This is a genomic window from Deefgea tanakiae (assembly GCF_019665765.1).
GTDB classification, from domain to species: domain Bacteria; phylum Pseudomonadota; class Gammaproteobacteria; order Burkholderiales; family Chitinibacteraceae; genus Deefgea; species Deefgea tanakiae.
Map to the genome: position 1 here is coordinate 1,410,758 of NZ_CP081150.1, position 25,571 is coordinate 1,436,328.

Consider the following 25,571-nt stretch of genomic DNA (forward strand, 5'->3'; position numbering starts at 1 on the left):
CCAATGAATATTATTTTGGCGCAACCCCGTGGCTTTTGTGCTGGCGTTGATCGCGCAATCGCGATTGTTGAGCGTGCACTTGATAAATATGGTGCGCCGATTTATGTGCGTCACGAAGTCGTACACAATAAATTTGTCATTGAAGATCTCAAAGCCAAAGGCGCAATTTTTATCGAAGATCTTAGCGATGTACCAGCAGGTAACACACTTATTTTTTCAGCTCACGGCGTATCTCAAGCTGTGCGCGCAGAAGCGGCTGAGCGTGGCCTCAATATTTTTGATGCGACTTGTCCTCTCGTTACCAAAGTCCACCTTGAAGTAAAACGACTTCGTGAGCAAGGTTTTGAAATCGTGATGATTGGTCATAAAGGCCATCCCGAAGTTGAAGGTACGATGGGCCAAGCTCAAGCTGGTATGTATTTGGTTGAAGAGCCTCAAGATGCTGCCCAACTCATGGTTTCAGACCCTAACAAACTGGCCTACGTCACGCAAACCACACTTTCAGTTGATGATGCCCAAGTGGTTATTGAAGCCTTGCGTACACGCTTTCCAGCTATTGTTGGCCCTAAAAAAGACGACATTTGCTATGCAACACAAAATCGCCAAGATGCCGTCAAGCAGTTAGCGCGCGATGTGGATATTTTGATTGTGGTTGGTTCACCTAACAGCTCTAATTCTAATCGCTTGCGTGAAGTAGGTACCAGTCTAGGAATTGACGCCTATATGGTCGACAATGAAACCGAATTAAATCCTGCTTGGTTTAATAGCAAGGTACGGGTTGGAATCACCGCCGGTGCATCAGCGCCAGATGTTTTAGTACAGCGTGTGATTGAGAAAATTCAATCATTAGGTGCTAACTCAGTTACTGCTATGGATGGCATAGAAGAGAACGTGATTTTTTCCTTGCCAAAAGGCCTACTGTCATAAATTTTAAAGCAAGTCGCCTACGCCACGTTGATCGTGGCGTTTTCTATGTATAAGACTGATTTGTTAGAAAGTTTCCCTATAATGGTTTCATCCAGTATGCCAAAGATCGTGCCATGACCAAGTTGAGCAATCCCACTGAAATCGCACGCGAAACACTAAAGCAGCTCGCCATGCGGCGAATGCTACCTTCGCCCGATCATTACGAGGCGATTTACCATGAAATTGCACAAACACCAGAGCTCGAGCGCCTGCACCCAGGACTTAAAGAGTTAATTGATGCGCTCAGCAAACTGCCTCAGCAGTCTCAAGTCGTAACACGACAAATCGATCAAATACGCTCCGCTATCAACCAAGAGAAGTGGGCAGAAATTCCAGAGTCTATTTTTAGGATAGTAAGTAGCCAAACAGATCAAGCAGAGCTCAGCAAAGGCTGGTCTGAGCTCATTCGTGATTTAATTTTACAGTGGGATCTACGCAACCCCAGCTACACACCAAGCCGAAAAAAAGAGGCGCTTGATCGGGTACTACTTAATTTCAAACAAGACAGTGCCGTCCTAAATGAAAAACTCAATGGACTTATCAATGCTTGGGCCGAAACGGGCATAGGCTCTGTAAGCGATATTGATGTTAGTAGCGCACTAGGTGAAAGCAGCCCTAGTCAGTCAGAGTCTTCGCAGGCTAAGGAGGTTGAGTGGCGAGAGTGGCGAGATGCTTTTACACAAGCATTAGAGTTTGGCCTTGCCACCAAGTTATTGCACAACATCGATTTACAGAGTGAAACTCTCGCCATAGCTCAAGAAGCTAAAGCCGTTGACAGTATCGCCACCATGGAAAAGTGGGTACCTAGGCTTAGGAAATTTTGGCTAAAACTCGAGCTAGAGAATGACAACGAACAACGTCTTTGCGATGGACTAATGGGTTTGCTGCGATTACTGACCGACAATATGTCCGCCATCGTGGTCGATGATGAATGGGTACGAGGTCAAATTGCAGTAGTGCAGCACATCATGGCACAGCCGCTTGATATGCGTGTTATTTATGATGCAGAAGTTGGCTTAAAAGAAGTTTTATTCAAGCAAAGCCAAGTCAAACATAGCCTAGTTGAGGCGCAAGCAGTACTTAAAAACATGCTAACCTCATTTATTGATCGTCTTGGCTATATGTCAGAAAGCACTGATAAGTATCACGACAAGATTAATACTTATGCGGAAAAGATTGACTCTGCGAATGACTTGACCAGCATTCGCCATGTAATGGAAGACCTGCTACAAGATACACGTAGCATGCAGCTGGATGTTCGTCGTTCACGAGATGACCTATTCGAGGCACGTCAGCAAGCCGATGAAGCGCATCATCGGGTAATGGAGTTGGAAGCTGAACTGAGCAAATTAAGTGACAAAGTACGTGAAGACCAACTGACGGGTGCCTTGAATCGTCGTGGCCTTGAAGAGGCCTACGAGGTTGAAACTTCACGAGCAATGAGGACCTCATCACCATTGGCCATCGCATTATTAGATATCGATAACTTCAAAAAACTCAATGACAGCCAAGGTCATGCGGCTGGAGATACCGCTCTTATTCACTTAGTCAAAGTAGTCAAAGACTTGGTTAGGCCAACAGATACAGTCGCCAGGTATGGTGGTGAAGAGTTTGTCGTTCTGATGCCTGAAACAGATATTGCTGGCGCAATTCAAGTCATGCAGCGCGTGCAGCGTGAATTAACAAAGCGATTCTTTATGCACAACAATGAAAAAATGCTAATTACATTTAGTGCGGGCGTAACGCTTTATCGCGCAGGCGAAGCACGAGATGCTAGCATTGAGCGGGCTGACCAAGCAATGTACCACGCAAAGAAGTCCGGGAAAAACAGGGTTATCACACTAGACTAACGATGTATTGCTCCACAAGCATTGATTTTTAATGCCTATGAAGCAATACTTATTATGAAAATAATTCAGAAGCACTCACCACTGCAGTACCTAGCTTAGCAACCACGATCCCTGCCGCGCGATTTGACCAATCCATTGCTTCAGGTAAATCTAAGCCCGCAGCCAACATTAAGCCCAGAGTCGCAATAACTGTGTCGCCAGCACCAGAAACATCGTACACCTCGCGCGCATGAGTTGGCTTGTGAACGACTTGCTCTTCTCTAAATAGTGTCATACCCTCTTCGCTGCGCGTTACCAGCAGTGCATCCAGATCAAAATCAGCGCGTAACTGAGTGGCTTTTTGAATAAGCTCGACTTCGCTTTGCCACTGCCCTGCCACTTGGCGAAACTCACTGCGATTCGGTGTTAACAAGGTAGCGCCACGGTAGCATTCGTACTCATCCCCCTTGGGGTCAACCAAAACAGGCTTACCTGCCGCTCGAGCAGCTTGAATCATCTGCTGAACGTGAACTAAACCGCCTTTACCGTAATCGGACAAGATCACCACGTCACAATCAAGTAAAGACAACTTAAACTCATCGAGCTTTGCAGCTAGTACTTCGTGGCTAGGTTTGTTTTCAAAGTCAATCCGCAACAATTGCTGTTGTCGAGCAAGAACACGCAACTTCACCGTAGTCGAAATCTCACTATCGCGATGTAGCAAGGCATCAACGCCTTGCGCCATCAATAAGCGCTCTAAACTCAAACCGGCCTCATCGTCGCCCACTACGGCCAGTAGCCGCACCTGACCACCGAGTGAAGCAATATTGCGCGCAACATTAGCTGCACCACCAGCACGCTCATCCGTTTTGGTGATCCGAGCAACCGGGACAGGCGCTTCAGGCGAAATACGCTCTACGTCACCAAACCAATAACGGTCGAGCATCACATCACCAACCACTAGCACTTTGGCTTTTTTTATTTTTTGTAGAAGGATTTGCATGCTTATGCGGCCAACTCTGTATTTATTTGCTCAAGGGTTTGAGCAGGATTTTCACTTTGAGTAATTGGACGACCAATCACCAAGTAATCCGAACCCGCTAGCAAAGCTGCTTTGGGCGTCATGATACGATTTTGATCATTTACAGCTGAGCCCGTTGGGCGAATTCCTGGTGTAATCAACTTAAAGTCAGAGCCACAAACCTGCTTCAAATGCACTGCCTCTTGAGCAGAACACACAACACCATCAAGACCACAAGACTGAGTTAATTTTGCAAGCCGCTCAACCTGTTGCTCTGCCGTCGGCAAACCTAGCTCGAAAAGCTCATCATTTCCCATGCTGGTTAAAACAGTCACCGCGATTAACAAAGGACGATGAGGTAGCCCTTCTAAGGCTTCGCGGGTTGTTTCCAGCATTTTTCTTCCGCCAGAGGCGTGTACATTGACCATCCAAACACCAAGATTGGCAGCAACTTTGCAAGCTTGAGCAACCGTATGTGGGATATCGTGGAATTTCAAATCGAGAAAAACATCAAAGCCTCGGTTTATTAGCTGTTCTACCAAAGCAGGGCCACTAGCTGTAAAAAGCTCTTTACCTACTTTTAATTTGCAAAGACTTGGGTTAACTGTATCGGAAAATGCCAGCGCTTCTTTGGCTGATGCAAAATCTAAAGCAACTACAATACGTGAATCTACTTTCATCACTTAATTCCTGGAGTACTTAAAGACTGATTTAATTAGTAACGACTCAAACAGCCGCTCGACTTTTGCCACGGATGGGCGCATAACTTTCCCATTGATTGCAACCGGGACAATGCCAAAAAAATTGCCGGGTTTTAAACCCGCATTCATTGCAATAGTACATACTGTAAGTGCGTGTATTGTCATGCAATAGTTTGCTAATAATTTCTAATTCAACTTTTTGTTCGTCTGGAGCCACCAAAAGATGGGCTTCTAGCAATTTGCGTAAACCTGGCATGCTAGGATTTTCACGGAGGCGTTCACGAACAAACTCATAGGCCGCATCAATCCCAGTAGTTGCCAAAAGTTGTTCGTAAATCAAATCAATTACGTCCAACTCTGGGTTTTGTTGAACATACCGAGTCAATAAGCTAATGCCTTCGGCTAATTGATTCTTTTCTCTATACGCATTAAGAATAAATCGAGCAGCCAATGCCAAATAATGAACATCATGCGTGGCAATCTTAAGCCAATGCTCAATCGCCAAATCAAAACAACCTTTTGTAAACGCGATCTCACCCAGCATTAAATGAGCACGTGCACATTGCCGATGCTCTTTCAGTGCAAGCTCAAGCTCGTTAATAGCTTTGTCATGCTGTGCTCGAATTAGACTTTCTGCGGCCAATTCACAATAAAACTGCGCAATTTCCAGTTGATAACTATGAGATTCATCCCTAAGCAGTTCAGCCGTTGCAATTGCTTTTTGCCACTCGTGCTCTTGCTGATAAATGGCCAGCAATTCTTTGCGTGCTAAACGAGCTGAATCGGTATTGGCTAGGTCATGCAGTATTGTTTCTGCACGATCAAAAAGCCCTGCTTTAATAAAGTCGATAGCTAATTCTAGTTGAATTTGTTGACGTTGATTCTCATCCAACTCTCTGCGAGATAGAATTTTTTGATGCATACGAATCGCACGCTCTAATTCGCCCCTGCGGCGAAATAACTGCCCGAGCGTAGCCTGTAGCTCGATTGTTTCGGAGTGTTTTTTTGCGATATCAATATAAAGATCGATTGCTTTATTAATTTCGCCGGCCAATAGGTGGTTAACGGCCTTAAAATAAGCAAGGGGCAGCGAGTGACTTTCTGCAATGACGTGCTTAATATCGACACGAGCGGCCAACCAGCCCAAACCGAAAAAAACAGGCAAGATGGCCAACCACCAAAATTGAATTTCTATCATATAGTAGACTTTTAAATTTAGATCGCATCAAGTGGCGGAGTGAGAATTTCAGCTTCTTTATTTATTTTTTCATTGACCCAAAGACGCCTTTCTTTACGTAAAGTAAGTACTTCACGGCGCAGTCGAATCACTTGACCTAGATTGGCCAATAGCCCAATTGCAGCACCAAGAACCAAGAAAACCAATAAAATAAGAGCAAGTGGCGCCTCCCAAGAGGAGCCCAAGTAAAAATTCAAGCGAACTGGATTTGCATTATGCATAGCAAAGCCAAATAAAAGCACAAAACCGATAAATTTAATAAGCCAAAATAAATAACGCATAATCACTCCAAGATTTAGCAATATTGTAGCGTAAATCGCAATCAGTCGGATTTTAAGTATGCAATAAAAAGGCGACACTCGAAAGTGCCGCCTTTTTCTATGCAAATAGCTTAATGATTACGCATCCAAATCGACACGTTCTCGCAGCTCTTTACCCGCCTTGAAATGAGGCACAAACTTTTCTGGGACAGCTACTTTTGTACCAGACTTTGGATTGCGCCCCGTACGAGGTGGGCGGTAATTCAAGTCAAAGCTGCCAAATCCACGAATTTCGATACGTTGGCCTTGCGAAAGGCTGCGGGCCATCGCATCAAGTATCGTTTTTACGGCTAACTCTGCGTCTTTTGCCACCAACTGCGGATAACGAGCAGCAAGTTTCGCGATGAGTTCTGATTTGGTCATTCTAACAAATACCTTATTCAGCAGAGCCTGACAATTTTGCTTTTAACAATGCGCCGAGGTTAGTCGTTCCTGCATTGTCATCGCTAGCAGTGATTTTGCTCATTGCTTCAGATTGCTCAGCTTGGTCTTTCGCTTTGATTGACAAGTTGATTGAGCGGTTTTTGCGGTCAACGTTAATGATGACAGCTTCAACTTCATCGCCCTCTTTCAATACAGTGCGAATGTCTTCAACGCGGTCACGTGAAACTTCAGTCGAACGTAGGTAGCCTTCAACATCATCAGCTAGAGCAATTGTTGCACCCTTAGCGTCGAGTGATTTAACTGTACCTTTAACGATCGCACCTTTGTCTGACGTAGAAACGTAGTTGTTAAATGGATCACCTTCCATTTGTTTGATGCCGAGGCTAATGCGCTCTTTTTCAACATCAATAGAAAGAACCATTGCTTCAACTTCGTCGCCTTTCTTGAAGTTGCGAACAGCTTCTTCACCAGCAACGTGCCAAGACAAGTCAGACAAGTGAACCAAACCATCGATACCACCAGCCAAGCCAACAAATACACCGAAGTCAGTGATCGATTTGATCGCGCCTTTCAGTTTGTCGCCTTTCTTGAAGTTTTCTGCGAAATCATCCCATGGATTAGCCATGCATTGTTTCATGCCGAGGCTGATACGACGTTTGTCTTCGTCGATATCCAAGATCATCACTTCAACTTCATCACCTAAAGAAACAACTTTAGATGGGTGAACGTTCTTGTTAGTCCAATCCATTTCAGAAACGTGAACCAGACCTTCGATGCCTTGTTCGATTTCAACGAATGAACCGTAGTCAGTCAAGTTAGTTACTTTACCGAACATGCGAGTGCCCGATGGGTAACGACGTGATAGACCCACCCATGGATCTTCGCCCAATTGTTTCAAGCCAAGAGATACACGGTTTTTGTCTTGATCGAACTTGAGAACCTTAGCTTCAAGCTCATCACCCACTGCCAATACTTCAGATGGGTGTTTAACACGGCGCCATGCCAAGTCAGTAATGTGGAGCAAGCCATCAATACCGCCAAGATCAACGAACGCACCGTAGTCAGTGATATTCTTAACGATACCCTTAACGATAGAACCTTCTTTCAAGGTTTCTAACAATTTAGAGCGCTCTTCACCCAATGAGTCTTCGAGGACCGCACGGCGTGAAACAACAACGTTATTGCGTTTGCGATCAAGTTTAATAACTTTAAACTCAACCATTTTGCCTTCGTACGGTGTAGTGTCTTTAACCGGACGAATGTCAACCAATGAACCTGGCAAGAAAGCGCGCAAGCCGTTGACCATAACAGTCAAACCGCCTTTTACTTTGCCAGAAATAACGCCAGACATGATCTCGCCGCGTTCGAGGCAGTCTTCCAACTCGATCCAAGACGCGAGGCGTTTTGCCTTTTCGCGAGAAAGCTTAGTTTCGCCGTAACCATTTTCAAGGCTATCGATCGCAACAGGTACAAAATCACCGATCTTAACGTCGATTTCACCGTTGTCGTTCTTGAACTCTTCCAACGGGATCAGGGATTCAGACTTCAAACCAGCATTAACGGTTACGAAGTTGTTGTCGATACCTACCACTTCTGCAGTAATCACTTCACCCGAACGCATTTCTTGACGGGTTAGGCTTTCCTCAAATAGGGCGGCAAAGCTTTCCATAGTATCAATAGTCATTTAGTGGAAAATTCCATTAGCCAATGCAGGATGCACCAGCAGGTTAGTTAATCAACCCTAGGGGCGGGGCGCCACCTAAGTCTTCGTCCTCAATTTGCATCAAAAAACGAATCTGGCGATTATACGGAAATAATCTTGCCCTATCAAGTGCTTAGCACAATTATCTTCTCGCCCGCCACCAGCTTAGAACCTGAGTTACGGCCTCATCAACACTCAAATTTGATGTCTCCAGCAAGAAAGCGTCATGCGCCTGCGCAAGTGGAGCAACCGTGCGCTGACGATCCCTATCGTCTCGCGACTGTAAATCCGATGTAATAAGTGCTAAATCAGCCTTTTCACCTCGCCCAATTAGCTGCTTATAACGCCGTTCAGCCCTAACCTCAGCACTAGCAGTCAAAAAGACCTTGAGTTGGGCAGCAGGAAATACGAACGATGCCATATCGCGGCCATCAGCCACAAGGCCGCACATTGTCGAAAATTCACGTTGGCGCTGCAGTAGCGCAGCCCGTACCATTGGTAACGCAGCCACCTGCGAGGCCCCAGAGCCAATCTCTTCTGCGCGAATACCCAAACTCACATCAGCACCCGCCAGCACAATTCGCTCGCCGATAAACTCTACATCCAATGCGCTAGCCACCTCAGAAACAGCCACCTCATCAGACCAAGCCACGCCCTGTTGTTTGGCCGCCAAAGCGGTCAAACGGTACAAAGCACCCGAGTCTAAATACGCAAAACCCAAACACTTAGCAACCAGCTGCGCAACAGTCCCCTTGCCGGATGCTGACGGGCCATCAATTGCAATCACTAAACTCTGACTCATTCCTTCCCTCCATCAACAAAAAAGCCAACGAATTATCGCCGGCTTTTAAACTCAACAAACCTTAAAATCTTAAGTTGAAGCCAATATGGCTTCAATTTCAAGCAACTCAGCGGCAGAAAAGCTTAAATTAGCAACTGCGCCGACATTTTCTTCAAGCTGCGACACACGACTCGCCCCGACAATCACCGAAGTCACGGTCAGCAAAGCCCACGCAAGCGCCATCTGCGCCAATGTTTGACCGCGGCGCTTTGCTAACTCATTCAGTTTCTGAATGTGCGTTAATTGCAAAGCTACGCCTTGCTCACTGAGGAAATGATTATCCAAAGCAGCGGCGCGCGAATCCTGCGGAATACCATCCAAATACCGACTCGTGAGCAAGCCTTGCGCCAACGGACAAAACGCAATACTACCAATGCCATTGGCAGCCAACACATCCGTCAAGCCACGTTCAATTTCACGCTCAAACATTGAATACTTGGGCTGATGAATCAAGCAAGGCGTACCCAACTCTTTCAATATTTTAGCTGCCTCAACAGTTTGCTCTGGCGAATACGAAGAAATCCCCACATACAAAGCCTTGCCTTGACGAACCATCGCATCCAACGCACCCATAGTTTCTTCCATCGGTGTTTCTGGATCTGGACGATGCGAGTAAAAAATATCAACGTAATCCAAGCCCATGCGTTGCAAACTTTGATCCAAGCTCGCCATCAAGTATTTGCGACTACCCCACTCACCATAAGGGCCCGGCCACATTTCCCAACCCGCCTTGGTACTCACTATCATTTCATCGCGATAGGCACGCAAATCTTGCTTTAGTACTTTGCCGAAGGTTTCTTCCGCCGCACCCGGACGGGGGCCGTAATTATTCGCCAAATCAAAATGCGTAATACCTAAATCGAATGCACGCAACAACATGGCCCGACTATTGTCGTAGGGCTTGTTGTCGCCAAAGTTATGCCACAGACCCAAGGATATCGCCGGCAGTTTAAGTCCGCTACGACCACAGCGGCGATAAGGCATCACTTCGTAACGGTTTACAGCGGCTTGATAACTCATATCTCTACCCCTTTTTGGGTTTTCCCCATTCAATCCGAGCTCGGCTTGCACGTTGTATAAAGCCAGTTAATTCATCACCCCGCCCCGACTCAAGCAACTGAATCAGATGATTTAACTGTGCAACATTAGCCTTTAAATCACCTAAAACCGAATCGCGATTAGCGAGCGCAATATCGCGCCACATATCAGGATGCGAGCCAGCAATTCTCGTAAAATCGCGAAACCCACTCGCGGCAAAATCAAGGCATTGCTCAGCATTGTATCGATCCAGCACAGAATTCATATACGCGAAAGACAGTAGGTGTGGTGCATGACTGACCGCAGAGAAAATCCCATCATGTTGCTCGGCCGACATCTCATAGACTGTCGCACCGCAAGAAACCCACAATTGTCTGACCCACTCAACAACAAGCAAATCATTCTCTGGCAAGGGCGTTAACACTACGCGACGACCTTCGTACAAACCAAATTGTGCTGCAGACGCTCCCGACAAATCCGAGCCCGCAATCGGATGCCCAGGCACACACATCGCCAAGTGGCGAGGCAAATTTTCCCGAAACAAAGCGCAAACATCTTGCTTGGTCGACCCACCATCAGTCACAACGCAATCTACGGGCAAATTGGGTGCGATTTGCTGCATTAAACGCCCCATTTGCCCAACAGGCGTACCGAGAAGAACCAAATCAGCACCCCGTACCGCCTGCGCTGCATCGGTCGACACTTCATCGACGACACCCAATTCCAGCGCCCGCTCGAGATTTTCGATATTACGACCCACCCCAACGACACGCTTAACCAAGCGCGCACGCTTAAGTGCCAGCGCAAAAGAACCGGAAATCAGCCCCGTACCCAACAACACTAACCGCTCAATAGACTGCATTCAGACGTCCAATAAATTTAAATGGCTCGACCCAGAGCCGGCAACGCAGCTCGTAAACTGGCCATAACTTGCTCAAACTGAGGCAGCGCAAGCGATTGATCGCCGTAATCAGCAACAGAAGAACTCGATGAATGAACATCCACCATCAAACCGTCGGCCCCCGAAGCCACCGCAGCCAAGGCCAGATGGGGCACCATCCACGATTTCGCACTTGCATGACTTACATCGACAAACACGGGTAGATAAGTCTCTCGCTTCACCATCGAAATCGTCGCCACATCGAGCACCCCTCTCGAACCTTGTTCGCACAAAACAATATGATGATTACCACCTGCGGCGATCGCCTCGGCAGCCAGCAGCCAATCTGTCACTGCTGCGGCCAAACCTCGTCGCAAAATAACTGGTTTATTGAGTCGACCGAGCTCGCGCAATAGCGCGCGATTTTGCATGCTTTGTGCACCCAATTGAATAACGTCCACATCATGAGCCAGTAGAATATCCAGCGCCTGCACATCGCTCACTTCAGCAGCAAAAGGCATTCCATTACGCCGAGCAACGTCACGCAATGACGCCAAGCCATCAAACTCTGGCGTATGAAATTCATAGGGCGAATATCCCGCCCGCTCAATGCGAGACCAAAGCAAGCGACTACCCGCCGCCTGAGCTGCACTCGCAAGCGCTTGCAAGTTATCCGTTGAGGCCAGCGAATGAACGCCGGCAAAAACTTGCACTTGCTCACCACCGACCATCACACCACGCACCTTAAACTGCATGCCGCTGGGGTGCGTTGCACGCGACACCATTTTGTACTGTTTTGTTACCCGTGACACGCGCTCCACGCCAGGCAACACTTCAAACGCAGCTTGATTGATTCGATCTTCATCACCAATGGCACCAATAATGACCAATTCTGCACCACGCGATACGTGCTCTTTGAGCCCTGCTTCGCGTATCCGCTCAATCACCGCCGCAATCTGTTGCTCTTGCGCATTTAACTGCATCACTATAATCATAAAAAATCCAATGGGTATATGAGTAGAGCCAAATTTAGATAATAACCGGGGCGCAATACATCTATTTTTTTAAACCAAACCAAGCAACAACAAAACCAAGCAGCGCGACCATGGCTGAAACGCCAAAAATGAGTACACCACCAAACTGATCCCAAGCCAACCCTGCCAATATACCACCCAGACTACCACCAAGGCCAAACGACACGGCAATATACAAGGCCTGCCCCCTTGCTTGATTTCGTCCTGCAAAATAGCGATGAATGTAATTCATCGTCACCGCATGATGACTACCGAAGGTAAATGCATGGGCAATTTGCGCCAGCATCAACAAAGCCAAAGAACCAACACCAAAAGCAATCAAACCGAAACGCGCCACCGCAATCGCCAAGCCAAATAAAAACAAAGCTCGCAAAGCAAATCTTTGCGTCAATTGCGGCATCAGTGCAAATACAATAATTTCTGCCAGCACACCGACTGACCACAGCCAGCCAATCATACTTTGACTGTAACCATGCTCGGCCACATAAATAGAGTAAAAACTATAGTAAGCACCATGCGCCGAGGCCATGAAAAAGCACGACAGCAATAATGCGCGCACCTCAGGCTGCGCCAGTACAGATTTAAAACTGGACTGCTCAGATCGAGTTTGGCTGACCACCGGCGAACTAGGCACCTGCCAAGAGTACAGCGCTAAACTGGCCATAATGGCAATCACAGCCCACGGCAAGATCGCAATGCCACGCAATTCAATCAGATAACCCGCCACCAAAGTGGCAAATACGAAGCCGACCGAACCCCAGAGTCGCAACCTTGAATAAGCGCCACTATCGCCCTTAAGTAGAGTCATGGTCGTTGCCTCAACCAAGGGCAATGCAGCGCTCCAGAAAAAACTAGCCAGCAATACGGCAACAAACAGCAACCCAAAAGAATTCGTCATCAAGAGCGGAATAAAAAAGACAAAACCACCCAAGCCAGCAATACGCAAAATGGTTTGTCGTCGACCCGTGCGGTCAGAGAGCCAGCCCCATAGCGTCGGGGCGTAGATTCGATTGATTTGCGTTAGAGAGGTGAGAATACCGATTTGCCAAGCAGGAAACGCTAGGCTCGCCAGATACAAGCCCCAGTAAGGGGAAAACAAGCCGTTAAAGGCGAAATAACAAAAGTAGAAGCCGGCAATTGCCAGTAGAGGTTTTGATTTAAACACGCAAACTAAAGCCACTCAATGTATGGAGCGGCAAGCTATGATTAACATGGTCTACAGATATATACGTCATCAAAAAAAGATCAGCTTGCGCCGTCTTTAAACTGCTCTGCGGCAACGCGTAGATAGTAAAACATCGACCAAATCGTCAAAATCGCGGCAATGTACATCGCAATTGTGCCAACCATGTGCGTTGAAACGCCGGGAATGATGGGCTCAGACCAAACCAGGAGGAAAATCGCCACCATTTGTGCGGTGGTTTTCAGCTTGCCAATAAAACTCACGGCCACACTTTTTGCTTTGCCTAATTGCGCCATCCACTCGCGCAAAGCCGATATCGTAATTTCACGCCCAATAATAATGACGGCCAGCCAACTTGCGGTGCGATCGAGCTCGACCAACAAAATCAAGGCCGCCGCCACCATCAATTTATCCGCCACAGGATCTAAAAAAGCACCAAATTGCGAAGTTTGATTCCATCGTCGCGCCAAAAATCCATCAAACCAATCCGTAACTGCGGCCAGCAAAAACAAGCTAGCGCCGACCATGTTTTGCCAAGCCAAGGGATATTCGGCCTGCGGCAAGGAAAAAATACCGACAAACACGGGAATCAGCGCAACGCGCAACCAAGTCAACAGAATAGGTAAATTAAATGGCATTAAGGCACTTTAAGTGATTAAGCAAGCGTATTGACCCAAAGCCATCTCGTCTTGCATCGTTATTTCGCTTTGCCATACAACAATTTGACAAGGCGAATTAGCCGCGCAATGCGGCGTGAATTTTATCAGCCAGTGCCTGATTAATGCCTTCAACCTGCATTAACTCATCAACACTCGCAGCTTTGACCCCCTGCAAACCACCAAAACGAGCCAGCAACTTTTGCCGCCGTTTTGGCCCAACACCTTCAACCTCTTCTAGACTCGAACTGACTCGCGCCTTCGCTCGGCGCGCCCGATGACCGGTTATCGCAAAACGATGCGCTTCATCGCGAATTTGTTGAACTAAATGCAGGCCTGGGTGGTCGCGGCGCAATTGTACCGTGTTTCCAGTGCGCGGCACGAGCAATTGCTCCAAACCTGGCTTGCGTGTCTCGCCTTTTGCCACGCCGACCAACCAAGGCGAGGTCAAGCCAATTTCATTCATAACGTCAATCGCAATACCAAGCTGTCCCTTGCCGCCATCAATCAAAATCACATCAGGCATCACGCCCTCACCCGCAGCGACTTTTTCATAGCGCCGGGTCAATACTTGGCGCATCGCGGCATAATCGTCTCCTGGGGTAATCGGCAAGAAACCATCTTTGGCAACGCCAGAGGTGTCGGTCGCAATATTGTAGCGACGATATTCTTTAGGCTGCATAGCCTGCCTGTCGTACACCACGCAGGATGCCACGGTTGCCTCACCCATCGTGTGAGAAATATCAAAACACTCTAATCGCTGTGTTTCATCAGGCAAACCCAGCGCCTCAATCAATGCACTTAAACGCCCCGCTTGGCTGGCTTGCTGACCTTTCCTCTGAAGTATTGCCTGCTCTGCGTTGCGTCTAGACATCTCCAGCCAGATACGTCGCTCACCATTAGGATTGCAATTAATCAGCACCTTGCGCTGCGCCTGCTCTGAGAGTAACTGAGCGAGAACGATCGACTCATCCGGCTCGGGCGAACACAAAATCATTCCCGGCGTGCTGCGTTCTAGATAGTGCTGTGCTAAAAAAGCATGGATAGCTGCACTCGGTGTGTATTCATCTGCATGGCTTGGAAATAAATTTTTATCCCCGACATGGCGTCCACCGCGCACCATTGCTAAATTCACACACAAAACACCTTCACTCTCAACACAGGCGACAATATCCGCATCCATTTCACTGGTATTAGACGACACGAATTGCCGCTCTTGAACTTGAGACAAAGCCTGAATTTGATCACGGACTGCCGCCGCAGCCTCAAATTGCCATTCCGCCGCCAAGGACTTCATTTTAAGCTCGAGCGCTGAGATGACTTCTGTTTCTTTTCCGGTCAAAAATAGAGTGGCATTAGCAACGTCTTGCCGATAATCCTCGGGAGAAATCAGATCGACACAAGGGGCAGAGCAACGCTTGATTTGGTGTAGCAAACAGGGTCGTGAACGATTACCAAACACTGAGTCTTCGCAGGTGCGAAGCAAAAAAACCTTTTGCAGCAGCTGAATACTTTCTTTGACCACATAGCCATTCGGAAACGGACCAAAATAAGTGTTTTTCTTATCGAGCGTGCCGCGATAGTAAGCCAGGCGTGGGCTGCGATGACCACTCAACATCACGTAAGGATACGATTTATCGTCACGAAACAGGATGTTATAGCGAGGACTTAAAGCTTTAATTAAATTATTTTCAAGAACTAAAGCCTCTGCTTCCGAGCGGACTACCGTTGTTTCAATGCTCGCAACTTGCGCCAGCATTAAGCGGATACGCGGACTTTGGTCGTTTTTTTGAAAATAGGAGCTGACGCGCTTTTTGAGGCTTTTAGCCTTGCCGACGTACAGCACCGTGCCATCGCTAGCCAAATAACGATACACGCCAGGCAAATCGGGCAAGTTTTTAACAATAATGAGCAAGCGAGCGTGGAGCGCTTCAGCTTCACCATGTTGAGATGTGTTATCCATGATCAAAGATAAGGTGCAAGCAATACTAAAGGAATGATTGCGAATACGGCGGCCAAAATATCGTCAATCATGACACCAAAGCCACCTTTCACATATTGATCCAGCCAGCGGATTGGCCAAGGTTTAAGAACATCAAACAGGCGAAATAGCACAAATGCCAACACCCAGCCCGCTATTGATGCTGGTGCAACACACAAAACTAACCACATCGCAACGATCTCATCGATAACGATGCCGCCATAATCGCTGACGCCAAGTGCACGCCCTGTAACTTCGGAGGCCCAAACGCCAAGCGCAAATGCGGGAATACAAAACAGCGCGATTGTTAAGTTAGAAAAACCCATTTGCAACAAAGCAAATAAAGGTAGGGCCGCTATGGTGCCCCACGTACCCGGTGCAACTTTTGCTAAACCACTGCCAAAACCAAGTGCAATAAAGTGAGCTGGATGTGAAAAAAGAAAACGTGCATTCACCGCAACGATAGCTTGTTTTTTCATTTGAAATGATCAAAACCAGAAAAAGCTAAATTCATTCGCTGCCCTTGTGTATCGATAACTTGCACCATGGGCTGATTAGCATCAAAAGTCGCAATACTGCCAACACGAAACAATGGAGTACTCAATGCCGAACCCAACGTTTCTATCTCAGCACGGTTCGCTGGTGACGCAGTAAAACACAATTCGTAATCATCACCTCCAGCTAGAGAAGCCTCGGCAACCAATATTGAATTTAAACTATTTAATTCAATAGCCTGCGGAACCTTGTTAAAGTCAATTATTGCCATTACCTGTGATTGCTCACAAATATGTGCCAAGTCACCCAATAGACCATCCGAGATATCCATCGCAGAATTAGCCAGTCCTCGCAACGCTTGCCCTAGCGCCACTCGGGGCGTTGGCAAATCCAAGCGCAAGTCACAACGCAAAGCAATTGCAGCGGGCAATTCAACGCGCCCAGTGCGGTGCATCACAGCGGCGGCTGCAGCGCCGAGTGGCCCCGACACCCAAATATCATCACCTACTAGAGCGCCGCTACGCAGTAACGCAGCGCCCTTAGGCACTTCACCAGCAATTTGAATTGAAATCGACAGCGGCCCACGTGTGGTATCACCACCAATGAGCGGTACACCAAATTGGTCTGCTAGCGCAAACATGCCACGACTAAATGCAGCCAGCCAAGGTTCATTCATTTCTGGCAGTGCCAAAGACAAAGTAAACCACGTTGGTTTAGCCCCCATCGCAGCCATATCTGACAAATTGACCGCCAAACACTTATGCCCAAGGCGTTCAGGATCTGCATCGGCAAAAAAATGTCGGCCAGCGACCAGCATATCGACGGAGATGGCAAGTTGATGACCCGCGCTAACAGAAATAAGGGCGGCATCATCGCCTACGCCAAGATCAACATCTGGCGTAGGACGGGTGAAGTATTTGGCAATTAAATCGAATTCATTCACAACAGACACCCTGCCCGATTACTCGGGCAGTTGATTTTGAGTGGCTTATTAGCCGTTACGGCGTTTGGCGGCTGCAGCGGCAAACTCATCCGCACGCACCAAGGCCGCCAACTTATCCAATACACCATTCACAAAACGATGACCATCGGCACCGCCGAATGATTTCGTTAATTCGATCGCTTCGTTAATGATCACAGGGTAAGGTGTTTCTGGCATTGAGATGATTTCAAATGCGGCAACATACAATACGGCCATCTCAACAATGCTCACCTCATCTAGCGGGCGCTCAGCATGCGGCTCGAGTGCTTTGGTCAATGGGCCGATGTCTTTGATGACGCCAAACAAAACAGCACGAAACAAAATTTCATCGCACTTTGGAAAGTACGGCGTGCTATCGCGCAAATAGCGGTCAATATTGCTACCGGTATCGTTGGTCATGAGCCACTGGTAAATGCCTTGCATCGCAAATTCACGAGCACGACGGCGCGCTGATTTTGGTTTCGGGCGTGGTGCTGCAGGTGCGTTAGGTGTACTTGCTTCGGTCATGCTTGTAATGCCTTTAATAAATTAGCCGTTTCAACGACAGTGCGAGCCGCATCACGGCCCTTTTCTTGGATTCGTACTTCTGCTTGTTCGTCGGTATCGGTGGTTAAGATGGCATTTGCAATTGCGATGCCGCAATCTAAGCCAACGCGAGTCACACCAGCGCCAGACTCATTGGCGACTAATTCAAAATGGTATGTGTCGCCACGAATTACCGCACCAAGAGCGATCAAAGCATCAAAGCGATCGCTTTCTGCCATGGTTTGCAGCACGATAGGGATTTCCAATGCGCCAGCAACGCTGACCAATAGAATATCTTGCTCGGCCACGCCCAACGCGACTAACTCAGCCAAACAAACATCACGCAAACCTTCGCAGACCGGCGTATTAAATCGGCTCATAACGACGCCAACGCGCAAACCAGCGCCAGACAGATTGGCAGCAATTGTAGGGATACTTTTCAACATACTATTTTCCTTTTGGCGCCTCAAAGGCGGTAATTTCTAGGCCAAAACCCATCATGCTTGGGATTTTTCTTTCTGGCGACATTAGACGCATACGTCCAACACCGAGGTCTTTCAACATCTGCGCGCCAATACCATAGGTACGCAAATCCCACTTCTGTACTTGATTGAGTTTCAATTCTGGCAATGCCCGACCTAAAACATCACTACCCAATTCGGCGCGATGCAATAAAATCACAACGCCTTTCCCCGCTTCATTGATTGCAGTGAGAGTAGATTCAATATTCCAAGAGTGCGAGCGAGAGTCAAGGTCAATCCAATCCATCACCGACAGCGGCTCATGCACACGAACTAAAACCTCTTCTTCGGGTGTAGGTTGTCCTTTGATAAGCGCCAGATGCGTTGCTGCGGTTAGCTTGTCGCGATAAACCGCCATGTCAAACTCGCCAGCAAAGGTGCGCACCTTGCGACGCCCCACGCATTCGACGAGTGATTCAGTTTGGCTGCGGTAATGGATTAAATCTGCAATCGTACCGATTTTAAGTTGGTGCTCTTTTGCAAAAACTAGCAACTCAGGCAAACGTGCCATCGTGCCGTCTTCGTTCATGATTTCGCAGATGACCGATGCCGGCGTTAAACCCGCCATCATCGCCAAGTCACATCCGGCTTCCGTATGCCCCGCGCGCACCAAAACACCACCCGGCTGAGCCATGATCGGAAATACATGACCCGGAGAGACTAAATCAGTAGCTTTGGCACCAAAGGCAACCGCTTTTTTAATCGTCAAGGCGCGGTCATGTGCGGAAATACCCGTCGTTACACCTTCGGCGGCTTCAATCGACGCAGTAAAATTCGTACCAAATGATGAGCCATTGTTTTTTACCATTGTCGGCAAATTCAATAGCTGACAGCGCTCTTGACTCAATGTGAGACAAACCAGGCCGCGGCCAAACTTAGCCATGAAGTTAATGGCTTCTGGTGTAACAAAGTCGGCAGCTAACACCAAGTCGCCTTCATTTTCTCGGTCTTCTTCATCAACCAGAATAACCATACGACCAGCACGTAACTCAGCAACAATTTCTTGAACTGGGGAAATATTAACGGTCATTTTTCTTCCTTAGCCGGAGACAAAGCCAGCGCATTGATATCAACACCTTGCTGCGCCAGCAAAGACTCTAAAGCGGGCAATAAAGAACCCAGTCGTTCCTCAAGACACTCACGAACCGTGTCTACCACAACTTGAGTCGCTCGCTCGATCTCGACATTGAGCCGATCACCGACTATTTTGTGCTCAAAAACGGTCATGCGGCGCGTTTCAGGGATTAGCCACACTTCAAACCAGCCTTCTGCTTTGTTTACTTCTGAAACAGTCAGGCTCGCACCATTAATAGCGATATAGCCTTTGGCAAAAATATAGCGCAGCGCCTCTTTCGGCACAGCAATCCGCATGCAGTAGTTATTTTCATCTTTACGCACTTGCAAAACGGTCGCAGTAAAATCAACATGGCCCGATAATGGATGACCACCAATTTCAGCGCCATCTTTTGCTGCGCGTTCTGCATTAACATCGCTACCGACACCGTACTGAGCCAAAGTAGTAATCATCAAGCTTTGTAGCATCACATCAAAAAACAGTCGATTATCAGGCTCAATCTGCGTTACCGTCAGGCAAACTCCGTCAATAGCGACACTCGCCCCAATCTGAATATCAGCACAAAACCCATCGGGAAAGGCAATATCTAAGGTGCGAATGCCTTCACGATCAAGCACTGACTTGATCCGTGCTACGCCTTGAACAATTCCAGTAAACATTATTGTTTTTCCTCGAATAGATCAGGATTAGCGCCTCGAATTCGCTGTGATGATTTCAACTCATTGCAGTGATTGCAAAAATAACTCTTTGCTCCGCAAGCCATCAACACCTCAACAGGCTTGCCACAATCTGGACACAGGATAGGTTGTTGTTCCGACACTAGTTCACTCCTTGCAAGGCCGATTGAATATGAGTAAAACGCAGTGTAATGCGCTGATCGACACCAACCATACGCCGCTCAAACACCTGCGGTTTAAATTGGTCTGCTAATTGCGATAAGGTAAAGCGGGCCAAGGGCAAGCCTTCACCCAGTAAAACGGGTGCTTGATAAAGCACCATTTCATCGACTAAGCCTGCTTGTAAAAATGCACCGTTCAAAGTACCGCCCGCCTCAATAGTCACTTCATTACAGCCACGCTGAGCAAGCAGGTTGAGTAATGCGGGCAAATCAACTCGCTCACCCGACACATCCGCCAACACTCGCACTTCTGCACCACTGGCTTCTAGCGCAAGGCGGCGCTCAGATTCTTTTGCGGCAATGACAATCACTTTAGTTTGTTGCAAAATTTTTGCTTCGCATGGCGTGCGCATCTGACTATCAAGAATCACGACCCACGGCTGACGAACAACAGAAAATTCACGCACATTAAGCTGTGGATCATCGGCAAGTACGGTTTCAATACTGGTAATCATCGCGCAACTGCGCGCGCGCAAGCGCTGCACATCAGAGCGCGCCGCAACACCTGTAATCCATTTGGATTGTCCATCTTTTAGCGCAACACGACCATCCAGACTTGCCGCAGTTTTGATGCGGACCCAAGGCTTTTTTAAAATCATTCGATTAAAAAAACCCTTGTGGTGCTCAAGCGCAGCATCATGAAGCACACCAAACTCAACCTCAATACCAGCTTGCTCCAAGCGAGCCAAACCTTGACCAGCCACTAGCGGATTTGGATCACGCAGTGCAACAACAACTCGGGCCACACCGGCTGCGATTAAAGCGTTGGCACACGGCGGAGTCTTACCAAAATGGCTGCATGGTTCAAGCGTCACGTAAACGGTTGCACCTAAGGCGGCCTCACCCGCCATGGCCAGCGCCATCACTTCAGCGTGCGCCCCACCCGCGACTTGGCTATGACCATGGCCAATGATCTCAGCATCTTTGACTATGACGCAGCCCACGCAAGGATTGGGCGAGCTATTGCGCTCACCCAGCGCTGCATAATGCAAGGCTTTGGCCATCATCGAAAAATCAAGAGCTTGAACCACCTCGGCTTATTCCTTGCTCACTTCACGAATAACATCGCGAAAATCTTCAACGTCTTGAAATGAACGATACACGGAAGCAAAACGAATGTAGGCGACCTTATCAAGCTTGGCCAGCTCAGCAATTACCATCTCACCGATCTGACGTGACATGATTTCGCGATCACCCACGGTGAGTACTTTTTGAATAATCCGGGAAATCGCCTCATCAACCAATGGAGTTGGCACGGGACGTTTATGCAGGGCACGCAGGAAACTGGTACGAACTTTTTCACGATCAAACTCGGCTCGCTGGCCATTTTGTTTGACGACTTGTGGCATTCGAACTTCGGCGGTCTCAAAAGTGGTGAAACGTTTATCACAAATGGTGCAACGTCGACGTCGACGCACCGTATCGCCCTCATCAGAAATACGAGAGTCAACAACCTGCGTATCAGGCGAGCCGCAAAATGGACATTTCATAGCACTTAAACCTACAAAGAACGAATAAAGAGCATCTTAATCTGTTCACAAAAAAATAAACAGAAAAGCCAGAGAAAGGTAAATCTTTACATATGTATATGAATATAGGTATTGCCGGTCAATGCCTACATTCATATACATACGAAAAAGGTGGGGCATACCCCCACCCTTGTTCATTCACACCAATTAAGCAACGTACACAGGGAAACGTGCAGTCAATGCTTTAACTTTCGCAGATACGGCATCGATATTGGCTTGATCCTCTGGATTGTCCAACACATCCGCAATCAGGTGAGCAACTTGAATCGCTTCCGCTTCTTTAAAGCCGCGCGTTGTGATCGCTGGCGCGCCGATACGAATACCGGAAGTCACGAATGGGCTTTCTGGATCATTCGGGATCGCATTTTTGTTAACCGTGATATGCGCTTTACCCAAGAAGGCATCCGCTGCTTTACCAGTCAGGCCTTTAGGGCGCAAGTCAACCAAGAAAACGTGAGATTCAGTACGGCCAGAAATGATGCGCAAACCACGCTCAGCCAAAGTCGCGGCCATTGCTTGTGCATTTTTAATCACTTGCGCTTGGTATTCTTTGAACTCTTCAGTCGCCGCTTCTTTGAACGCAACCGCTTTGCCAGCGATGACGTGCATCAACGGGCCGCCTTGCAGCGTTGGGAAAACGTTTGAATTCAATGATTTTTCGAATTCAGCTTTAGCCAAAATAATGCCGCCGCGTGGGCCGCGCAAAGTTTTGTGCGTTGTTGACGTCACGAAGTGCGCGTGCGGCACTGGATTTGGGTACACACCTGCAGCGATCAAGCCCGCATAGTGAGCCATATCGACCATGAAGTAAGCGCCTACTTTGTCGGCAATTTCACGCATACGAGCCCAGTCAAAACGCAAGGCGTAAGCAGAAGCACCGCCAATCAGTAGTTTTGGCTTAGTCTCGAGCGCAACGCGTTCCATATCGTCGTAATCGATTTCTTCGTTTTCATTCAAACCGTAAGCAACGATATTGAATAATTTACCAGACAAGTTAGCTGGTGAACCGTGCGTCAAGTGACCGCCATGACCCAAGTTCATACCCATAATGGTATCGCCTGGTTTCAAGATCGAAAAATACACGGCTTGGTTAGCTTGCGAACCAGAATGTGGCTGCACGTTAGCGTACTCTGCACCAAACAATGCTTTTACACGATCAATCGCCAACTGCTCGATCACATCAACATGCTCGCAACCACCATAGAAGCGCTTGCCTGGATAGCCTTCTGCATATTTGTTAGTGAGCTGAGATCCTTGCGCTTCCATCACCGCTGGGCTGGTGTAGTTTTCAGACGCGATCAATTCGATGTGTTCGTGCTGACGAACAACTTCTGCAGCCATAGCTGCGGCTAGATCTGGATCGTAAGAGGCAATAGTTTGTGATTTCGAGAACATGAGCGGATCGCTTCCGATGGCCGTTTAAAGATGAGCGATTCTACCACGTTCGCCACAAATTTGAGATGCGCAATCATCACTTCTTCATGCAGTATATTCATACTATTTTCGCCGCCAAATTCTTAAAAACATGAACAGCTTTGCGCTCCACGACATGCGTTCATCCGCAACTGCGTCCAAAAACTCAGAAAATGCCTTCGATTTGGCTACGGTAAAAAAGGTCAAAACCAGCATAACGATAAATACGGAAATAAAATACAACGCCCGATCAACCGTTGATTGTTCTGCCAAGGAAAATAAATTCATTCCCAAAAAACCAGTTACCGTTGTGCCAATCAAGCCAAATATGGTTACCACAGTCAGCCGAACCACCGTATCGGCTTGTCGGCGTAAATCATCATTTTCAAGATATTGGCTCATACTCTGGATTGAATCCCGAACATCTTGATGCAAGCGGCTCACCTCCAAATGCCGATGTAACATCTGATAAATTTGGTCAGATATAATTTGATTTGAGACCTCGCGAAACCAATAGCGCTGATTAAATCGCAAAAATGCCTCTTGCAAATGTCGTATCTCTCGCTTGAATTTTCGAACTGAACGTACGTCCTCCAGATTCAGGTCGGCCAACGCCACCGCCAAGCGATCTGAAAACATCAGCAATGCCGCTTTATGAAAGTGAGCAATAAGCCCCAGTAGAAAATATTGATGCCGAAATTGACCCAGCGCGCCAGTATGAGGATCAGAATAAAATTCACTTCCATGCGTCCCAACCAAAACAAAGGCATGTCCATTGCACATCATGCGTGTTGAAGCAGAAATATGTTTGCGATCGGGTATCCAAAAACGGTCAAAACAGCAATTTTGTTCAAATTCTTCAAAGACCTTGCGGGTATAAGGCAAAGCGTCCCCATCACCGGGCCTAGTCACCATGCCTAAGCGATAAAAATCCTCTTCAGAAAGTGCAAAGGGATCATCAACAGCAAGATAAGCCATAATTGGCATGCGGTGGTATTCAATTTGCCGATAGCGAATCAAACCCAGCGCAGATGAATGATGGAGAACCAAAGGGCTTAGCAAAAACTCCCAGTGCGCAGCCATCTTTGGCGCACGATAACGCCCAAGATGGGACAAATACCCTTCCCTATCCTCGTAATCGGATGAAGCCAATACATCACCCTGCTCATCCAGCCATGCAACCTTCCTTAGGCAACTAGCGGCTGTATGATCTTCATCCCACTGCGCTGGAAATGCTCGACCAAATCGAAACAAAGCATCTTGAACACGCTTTAAAGGTAAGTTGTCGCCCTGAATTTCAAATGCAAGAATAACGACATCAATGTCATAAAAGAAATATAAGTCGATATGCGCAACCGAGAAATGATGGACCGCACCGTCCTTAAACATCATGACAATTTTGCGAATATCATTCCGACGAAACACATGCAATGGAGACTGACCGAATTGATCAGAATTTAGATTATTTGAGCGACCTTCACCATATAAGAAGCGCTGCACATAAGGCAGGAAGGTAACAAACTCACGGTAATGCCGCTCCTGAAATTCGGCAGGATCACCGTCAAACTCAGTGGGGCGTGGCTGCCATGGAGAATCCGCCTCGGCGTACTTCAACATTTGCAACCAATGTCGACCCATCGTACTGCCCTGCCCCTTGACCTCGTAAGGCATCAGCTGCAAGGGCCAAATTAAAATCTGGCGAAAATGCTTAACAACAATATCTGCGCTGGTTGCCATGAAACCCCCATGATTGCAAACAGCGCAACAGACTGCTTACAAGCCTTTTACTGCGTAGACCGCCAAGGTATTTCGCCAATAGCCTTGATAATCCATCCCGCAGCCAAATAAAAATCGATCTTCAACTTCCATCCCAACAAAATCAGCTTTAATACCTGGCGCCTTACGATTGTGTTTTTTATCAATTAACACTGCAACATGAACCGCGCTTGCACCTTGCTGCTTGCAATAGTCAACAATTGCCGCCAAGGTGTGACCTTCATCTAAAATATCATCCACAATCACGACCGTACGGCCCCGTAAATCTTCGCGCGGTTTCACTTTCCAATCCAATGCGCCACCGCTAGTTTCATTACGATATCGAGTCGCGTGCATGTATGAAATTTCTAGCGGAAAACGCAAACGAGGCAGCAAATGCCCAGATACAATTAAACCACCATTCAAGACGGTATAGACCACAGGGTTGGTGTGCGCCAAGGCAGCGCACATTGCCTCACCCATTTTGTCGAGCGCGGCATTGACTTCAACTTCATCATGCAGACAGTCTGCGTTATCAAGAATAGTTCTAGCCTCAGGCAATTGCATCGTCACGATAAATCCTTTAAATAAAAATCAACACTTAA

The 25,571-nt window shown here is 47.5% G+C and carries 27 protein-coding genes; 2 read left to right on the forward strand and 25 right to left on the reverse strand.

The window, feature by feature from the left end:
* Positions 1-3 precede the first annotated feature (3 nt).
* Positions 4-927 carry a 4-hydroxy-3-methylbut-2-enyl diphosphate reductase gene (gene ispH / locus K4H28_RS06610; RefSeq protein WP_255573642.1) on the forward strand — a complete coding sequence of 308 codons (924 nt, stop codon included), beginning with the start codon at positions 4-6 and terminating at the stop codon, positions 925-927.
* A 113-nt stretch (positions 928-1,040) separates the two neighbouring features.
* Positions 1,041-2,816, forward strand: a complete 1,776-nt coding sequence (locus K4H28_RS06615) for a GGDEF domain-containing protein (RefSeq protein WP_221007584.1) — start codon at positions 1,041-1,043, stop codon at positions 2,814-2,816.
* Positions 2,817-2,868: 52 nt separating this feature from the next.
* Here K4H28_RS06615 and rfaE1 read toward each other — a convergent pair whose 3' ends face one another.
* From rfaE1 to K4H28_RS06740, 25 genes are all read right to left on the reverse strand, one after another.
* Positions 2,869-3,798 (reverse strand): D-glycero-beta-D-manno-heptose-7-phosphate kinase, encoded by a 930-nt coding sequence (gene rfaE1, locus K4H28_RS06620; protein ID WP_221007585.1) that lies wholly within the window; start codon positions 3,796-3,798, stop codon positions 2,869-2,871.
* 2 nt (positions 3,799-3,800) lie between these two features.
* Positions 3,801-4,496 (reverse strand): orotidine-5'-phosphate decarboxylase, encoded by a 696-nt coding sequence (gene pyrF / locus K4H28_RS06625; protein WP_221007586.1) that lies wholly within the window; start codon positions 4,494-4,496, stop codon positions 3,801-3,803.
* Positions 4,497-4,542: 46 nt separating this feature from the next.
* Positions 4,543-5,715, reverse strand: a complete 1,173-nt coding sequence (gene lapB / locus K4H28_RS06630; protein WP_221007587.1) for a lipopolysaccharide assembly protein LapB — start codon at positions 5,713-5,715, stop codon at positions 4,543-4,545.
* 17 nt (positions 5,716-5,732) lie between these two features.
* The gene (locus K4H28_RS06635) at positions 5,733-6,113 is read right to left on the reverse strand and encodes a LapA family protein (RefSeq protein WP_255573643.1); all 381 of its coding nucleotides are present in this window, start codon (positions 6,111-6,113) and stop codon (positions 5,733-5,735) included.
* A gap of 39 nt (positions 6,114-6,152) precedes the next feature.
* On the reverse strand, positions 6,153-6,437 hold the full coding sequence (locus tag K4H28_RS06640; protein WP_221007588.1) for an integration host factor subunit beta: 285 nt from the start codon (positions 6,435-6,437) through the stop codon (positions 6,153-6,155).
* Positions 6,438-6,450: 13 nt separating this feature from the next.
* A complete protein-coding gene (gene rpsA / locus K4H28_RS06645) occupies positions 6,451-8,142 on the reverse strand; it encodes a 30S ribosomal protein S1 (protein WP_255573644.1) in 1,692 nt (563 codons plus the stop codon).
* 160 nt (positions 8,143-8,302) lie between these two features.
* On the reverse strand, positions 8,303-8,962 hold the full coding sequence (cmk, locus tag K4H28_RS06650; RefSeq protein ID WP_221007589.1) for a (d)CMP kinase: 660 nt from the start codon (positions 8,960-8,962) through the stop codon (positions 8,303-8,305).
* A gap of 69 nt (positions 8,963-9,031) precedes the next feature.
* Positions 9,032-10,021 carry an L-glyceraldehyde 3-phosphate reductase gene (gene mgrA, locus K4H28_RS06655; RefSeq protein WP_221007590.1) on the reverse strand — a complete coding sequence of 330 codons (990 nt, stop codon included), beginning with the start codon at positions 10,019-10,021 and terminating at the stop codon, positions 9,032-9,034.
* Between the two features lie 4 nt (positions 10,022-10,025).
* Complete coding sequence (locus tag K4H28_RS06660; protein ID WP_221007591.1) at positions 10,026-10,901, reverse strand: prephenate dehydrogenase; 876 nt, start codon at positions 10,899-10,901, stop codon at positions 10,026-10,028.
* 17 nt (positions 10,902-10,918) lie between these two features.
* Positions 10,919-11,914, reverse strand: a complete 996-nt coding sequence (locus K4H28_RS06665; protein WP_221007592.1) for an N-acetylneuraminate synthase family protein — start codon at positions 11,912-11,914, stop codon at positions 10,919-10,921.
* Positions 11,915-11,975: 61 nt separating this feature from the next.
* Complete coding sequence (locus tag K4H28_RS06670) at positions 11,976-13,118, reverse strand: MFS transporter (RefSeq protein WP_221007593.1); 1,143 nt, start codon at positions 13,116-13,118, stop codon at positions 11,976-11,978.
* Positions 13,119-13,198: 80 nt separating this feature from the next.
* On the reverse strand, positions 13,199-13,774 hold the full coding sequence (pgsA, locus tag K4H28_RS06675; protein ID WP_221007594.1) for a CDP-diacylglycerol--glycerol-3-phosphate 3-phosphatidyltransferase: 576 nt from the start codon (positions 13,772-13,774) through the stop codon (positions 13,199-13,201).
* Between the two features lie 97 nt (positions 13,775-13,871).
* Positions 13,872-15,755 carry an excinuclease ABC subunit UvrC gene (gene uvrC, locus K4H28_RS06680; RefSeq protein WP_221007595.1) on the reverse strand — a complete coding sequence of 628 codons (1,884 nt, stop codon included), beginning with the start codon at positions 15,753-15,755 and terminating at the stop codon, positions 13,872-13,874.
* Between the two features lie 2 nt (positions 15,756-15,757).
* Positions 15,758-16,252, reverse strand: coding sequence for a phosphatidylglycerophosphatase A family protein (locus K4H28_RS06685; RefSeq protein ID WP_221007596.1), 495 nt, complete (start codon positions 16,250-16,252; stop codon positions 15,758-15,760).
* A complete protein-coding gene (gene thiL / locus K4H28_RS06690; RefSeq protein WP_221007597.1) occupies positions 16,249-17,211 on the reverse strand; it encodes a thiamine-phosphate kinase in 963 nt (320 codons plus the stop codon). Before thiL ends, K4H28_RS06685 begins: the two co-directional genes overlap by 4 nt.
* A 48-nt stretch (positions 17,212-17,259) precedes the next feature.
* On the reverse strand, positions 17,260-17,757 hold the full coding sequence (nusB, locus tag K4H28_RS06695) for a transcription antitermination factor NusB (RefSeq protein WP_221007598.1): 498 nt from the start codon (positions 17,755-17,757) through the stop codon (positions 17,260-17,262).
* The gene (gene ribH, locus K4H28_RS06700) at positions 17,754-18,221 is read right to left on the reverse strand and encodes a 6,7-dimethyl-8-ribityllumazine synthase (protein ID WP_221007599.1); all 468 of its coding nucleotides are present in this window, start codon (positions 18,219-18,221) and stop codon (positions 17,754-17,756) included. The genes nusB and ribH overlap by 4 nt, the downstream gene beginning before the upstream one ends.
* 1 nt (position 18,222) lies before the next feature.
* Positions 18,223-19,326: a bifunctional 3,4-dihydroxy-2-butanone-4-phosphate synthase/GTP cyclohydrolase II gene (gene ribBA, locus K4H28_RS06705; protein ID WP_221007600.1), complete on the reverse strand. Its 1,104-nt coding sequence runs from the start codon at positions 19,324-19,326 to the stop codon at positions 18,223-18,225.
* Positions 19,323-20,030: a riboflavin synthase subunit alpha gene (locus tag K4H28_RS06710; protein ID WP_221007601.1), complete on the reverse strand. Its 708-nt coding sequence runs from the start codon at positions 20,028-20,030 to the stop codon at positions 19,323-19,325. The genes ribBA and K4H28_RS06710 overlap by 4 nt, the downstream gene beginning before the upstream one ends.
* A complete protein-coding gene (locus K4H28_RS16925; RefSeq protein ID WP_221007602.1) occupies positions 20,030-20,191 on the reverse strand; it encodes a YfgJ family double zinc ribbon protein in 162 nt (53 codons plus the stop codon). The genes K4H28_RS06710 and K4H28_RS16925 overlap by 1 nt, the downstream gene beginning before the upstream one ends.
* On the reverse strand, positions 20,191-21,300 hold the full coding sequence (gene ribD, locus K4H28_RS06720; protein WP_221007603.1) for a bifunctional diaminohydroxyphosphoribosylaminopyrimidine deaminase/5-amino-6-(5-phosphoribosylamino)uracil reductase RibD: 1,110 nt from the start codon (positions 21,298-21,300) through the stop codon (positions 20,191-20,193). Before ribD ends, K4H28_RS16925 begins: the two co-directional genes overlap by 1 nt.
* Positions 21,301-21,306: 6 nt before the next feature.
* On the reverse strand, positions 21,307-21,759 hold the full coding sequence (gene nrdR, locus K4H28_RS06725; RefSeq protein WP_221007604.1) for a transcriptional regulator NrdR: 453 nt from the start codon (positions 21,757-21,759) through the stop codon (positions 21,307-21,309).
* A 186-nt stretch (positions 21,760-21,945) separates the two neighbouring features.
* The gene (gene glyA, locus K4H28_RS06730) at positions 21,946-23,193 is read right to left on the reverse strand and encodes a serine hydroxymethyltransferase (protein WP_221007605.1); all 1,248 of its coding nucleotides are present in this window, start codon (positions 23,191-23,193) and stop codon (positions 21,946-21,948) included.
* Positions 23,194-23,295: 102 nt separating this feature from the next.
* A complete protein-coding gene (locus tag K4H28_RS06735; protein WP_221007606.1) occupies positions 23,296-24,948 on the reverse strand; it encodes a CorA family divalent cation transporter in 1,653 nt (550 codons plus the stop codon).
* A 36-nt stretch (positions 24,949-24,984) separates the two neighbouring features.
* Positions 24,985-25,533: a hypoxanthine-guanine phosphoribosyltransferase gene (locus K4H28_RS06740; RefSeq protein WP_255573671.1), complete on the reverse strand. Its 549-nt coding sequence runs from the start codon at positions 25,531-25,533 to the stop codon at positions 24,985-24,987.
* Positions 25,534-25,571: the final 38 nt, after the last annotated feature.

Coding starts and splice junctions, on each gene's coding strand:
- ispH (WP_255573642.1), top strand. CDS start 4: ATGAATATTATTTTGGCGCAACCCCGTGGCTTTTGTGCTGGCGTTGAT.
- K4H28_RS06615 (WP_221007584.1), top strand. CDS start 1,041: ATGACCAAGTTGAGCAATCCCACTGAAATCGCACGCGAAACACTAAAG.
- rfaE1 (WP_221007585.1), bottom strand. CDS start 3,798: ATGCAAATCCTTCTACAAAAAATAAAAAAAGCCAAAGTGCTAGTGGTT.
- pyrF (WP_221007586.1), bottom strand. CDS start 4,496: ATGAAAGTAGATTCACGTATTGTAGTTGCTTTAGATTTTGCATCAGCC.
- lapB (WP_221007587.1), bottom strand. CDS start 5,715: ATGATAGAAATTCAATTTTGGTGGTTGGCCATCTTGCCTGTTTTTTTC.
- K4H28_RS06640 (WP_221007588.1), bottom strand. CDS start 6,437: ATGACCAAATCAGAACTCATCGCGAAACTTGCTGCTCGTTATCCGCAG.
- rpsA (WP_255573644.1), bottom strand. CDS start 8,142: ATGACTATTGATACTATGGAAAGCTTTGCCGCCCTATTTGAGGAAAGC.
- cmk (WP_221007589.1), bottom strand. CDS start 8,962: ATGAGTCAGAGTTTAGTGATTGCAATTGATGGCCCGTCAGCATCCGGC.
- mgrA (WP_221007590.1), bottom strand. CDS start 10,021: ATGAGTTATCAAGCCGCTGTAAACCGTTACGAAGTGATGCCTTATCGC.
- K4H28_RS06660 (WP_221007591.1), bottom strand. CDS start 10,901: ATGCAGTCTATTGAGCGGTTAGTGTTGTTGGGTACGGGGCTGATTTCC.
- K4H28_RS06665 (WP_221007592.1), bottom strand. CDS start 11,914: ATGATTATAGTGATGCAGTTAAATGCGCAAGAGCAACAGATTGCGGCG.
- pgsA (WP_221007594.1), bottom strand. CDS start 13,774: ATGCCATTTAATTTACCTATTCTGTTGACTTGGTTGCGCGTTGCGCTG.
- uvrC (WP_221007595.1), bottom strand. CDS start 15,755: ATGGATAACACATCTCAACATGGTGAAGCTGAAGCGCTCCACGCTCGC.
- K4H28_RS06685 (WP_221007596.1), bottom strand. CDS start 16,252: ATGAAAAAACAAGCTATCGTTGCGGTGAATGCACGTTTTCTTTTTTCA.
- nusB (WP_221007598.1), bottom strand. CDS start 17,757: ATGACCGAAGCAAGTACACCTAACGCACCTGCAGCACCACGCCCGAAA.
- ribH (WP_221007599.1), bottom strand. CDS start 18,221: ATGTTGAAAAGTATCCCTACAATTGCTGCCAATCTGTCTGGCGCTGGT.
- ribBA (WP_221007600.1), bottom strand. CDS start 19,326: ATGACCGTTAATATTTCCCCAGTTCAAGAAATTGTTGCTGAGTTACGT.
- K4H28_RS06710 (WP_221007601.1), bottom strand. CDS start 20,030: ATGTTTACTGGAATTGTTCAAGGCGTAGCACGGATCAAGTCAGTGCTT.
- nrdR (WP_221007604.1), bottom strand. CDS start 21,759: ATGAAATGTCCATTTTGCGGCTCGCCTGATACGCAGGTTGTTGACTCT.
- glyA (WP_221007605.1), bottom strand. CDS start 23,193: ATGTTCTCGAAATCACAAACTATTGCCTCTTACGATCCAGATCTAGCC.
- K4H28_RS06735 (WP_221007606.1), bottom strand. CDS start 24,948: ATGGCAACCAGCGCAGATATTGTTGTTAAGCATTTTCGCCAGATTTTA.
- K4H28_RS06740 (WP_255573671.1), bottom strand. CDS start 25,533: ATGCAATTGCCTGAGGCTAGAACTATTCTTGATAACGCAGACTGTCTG.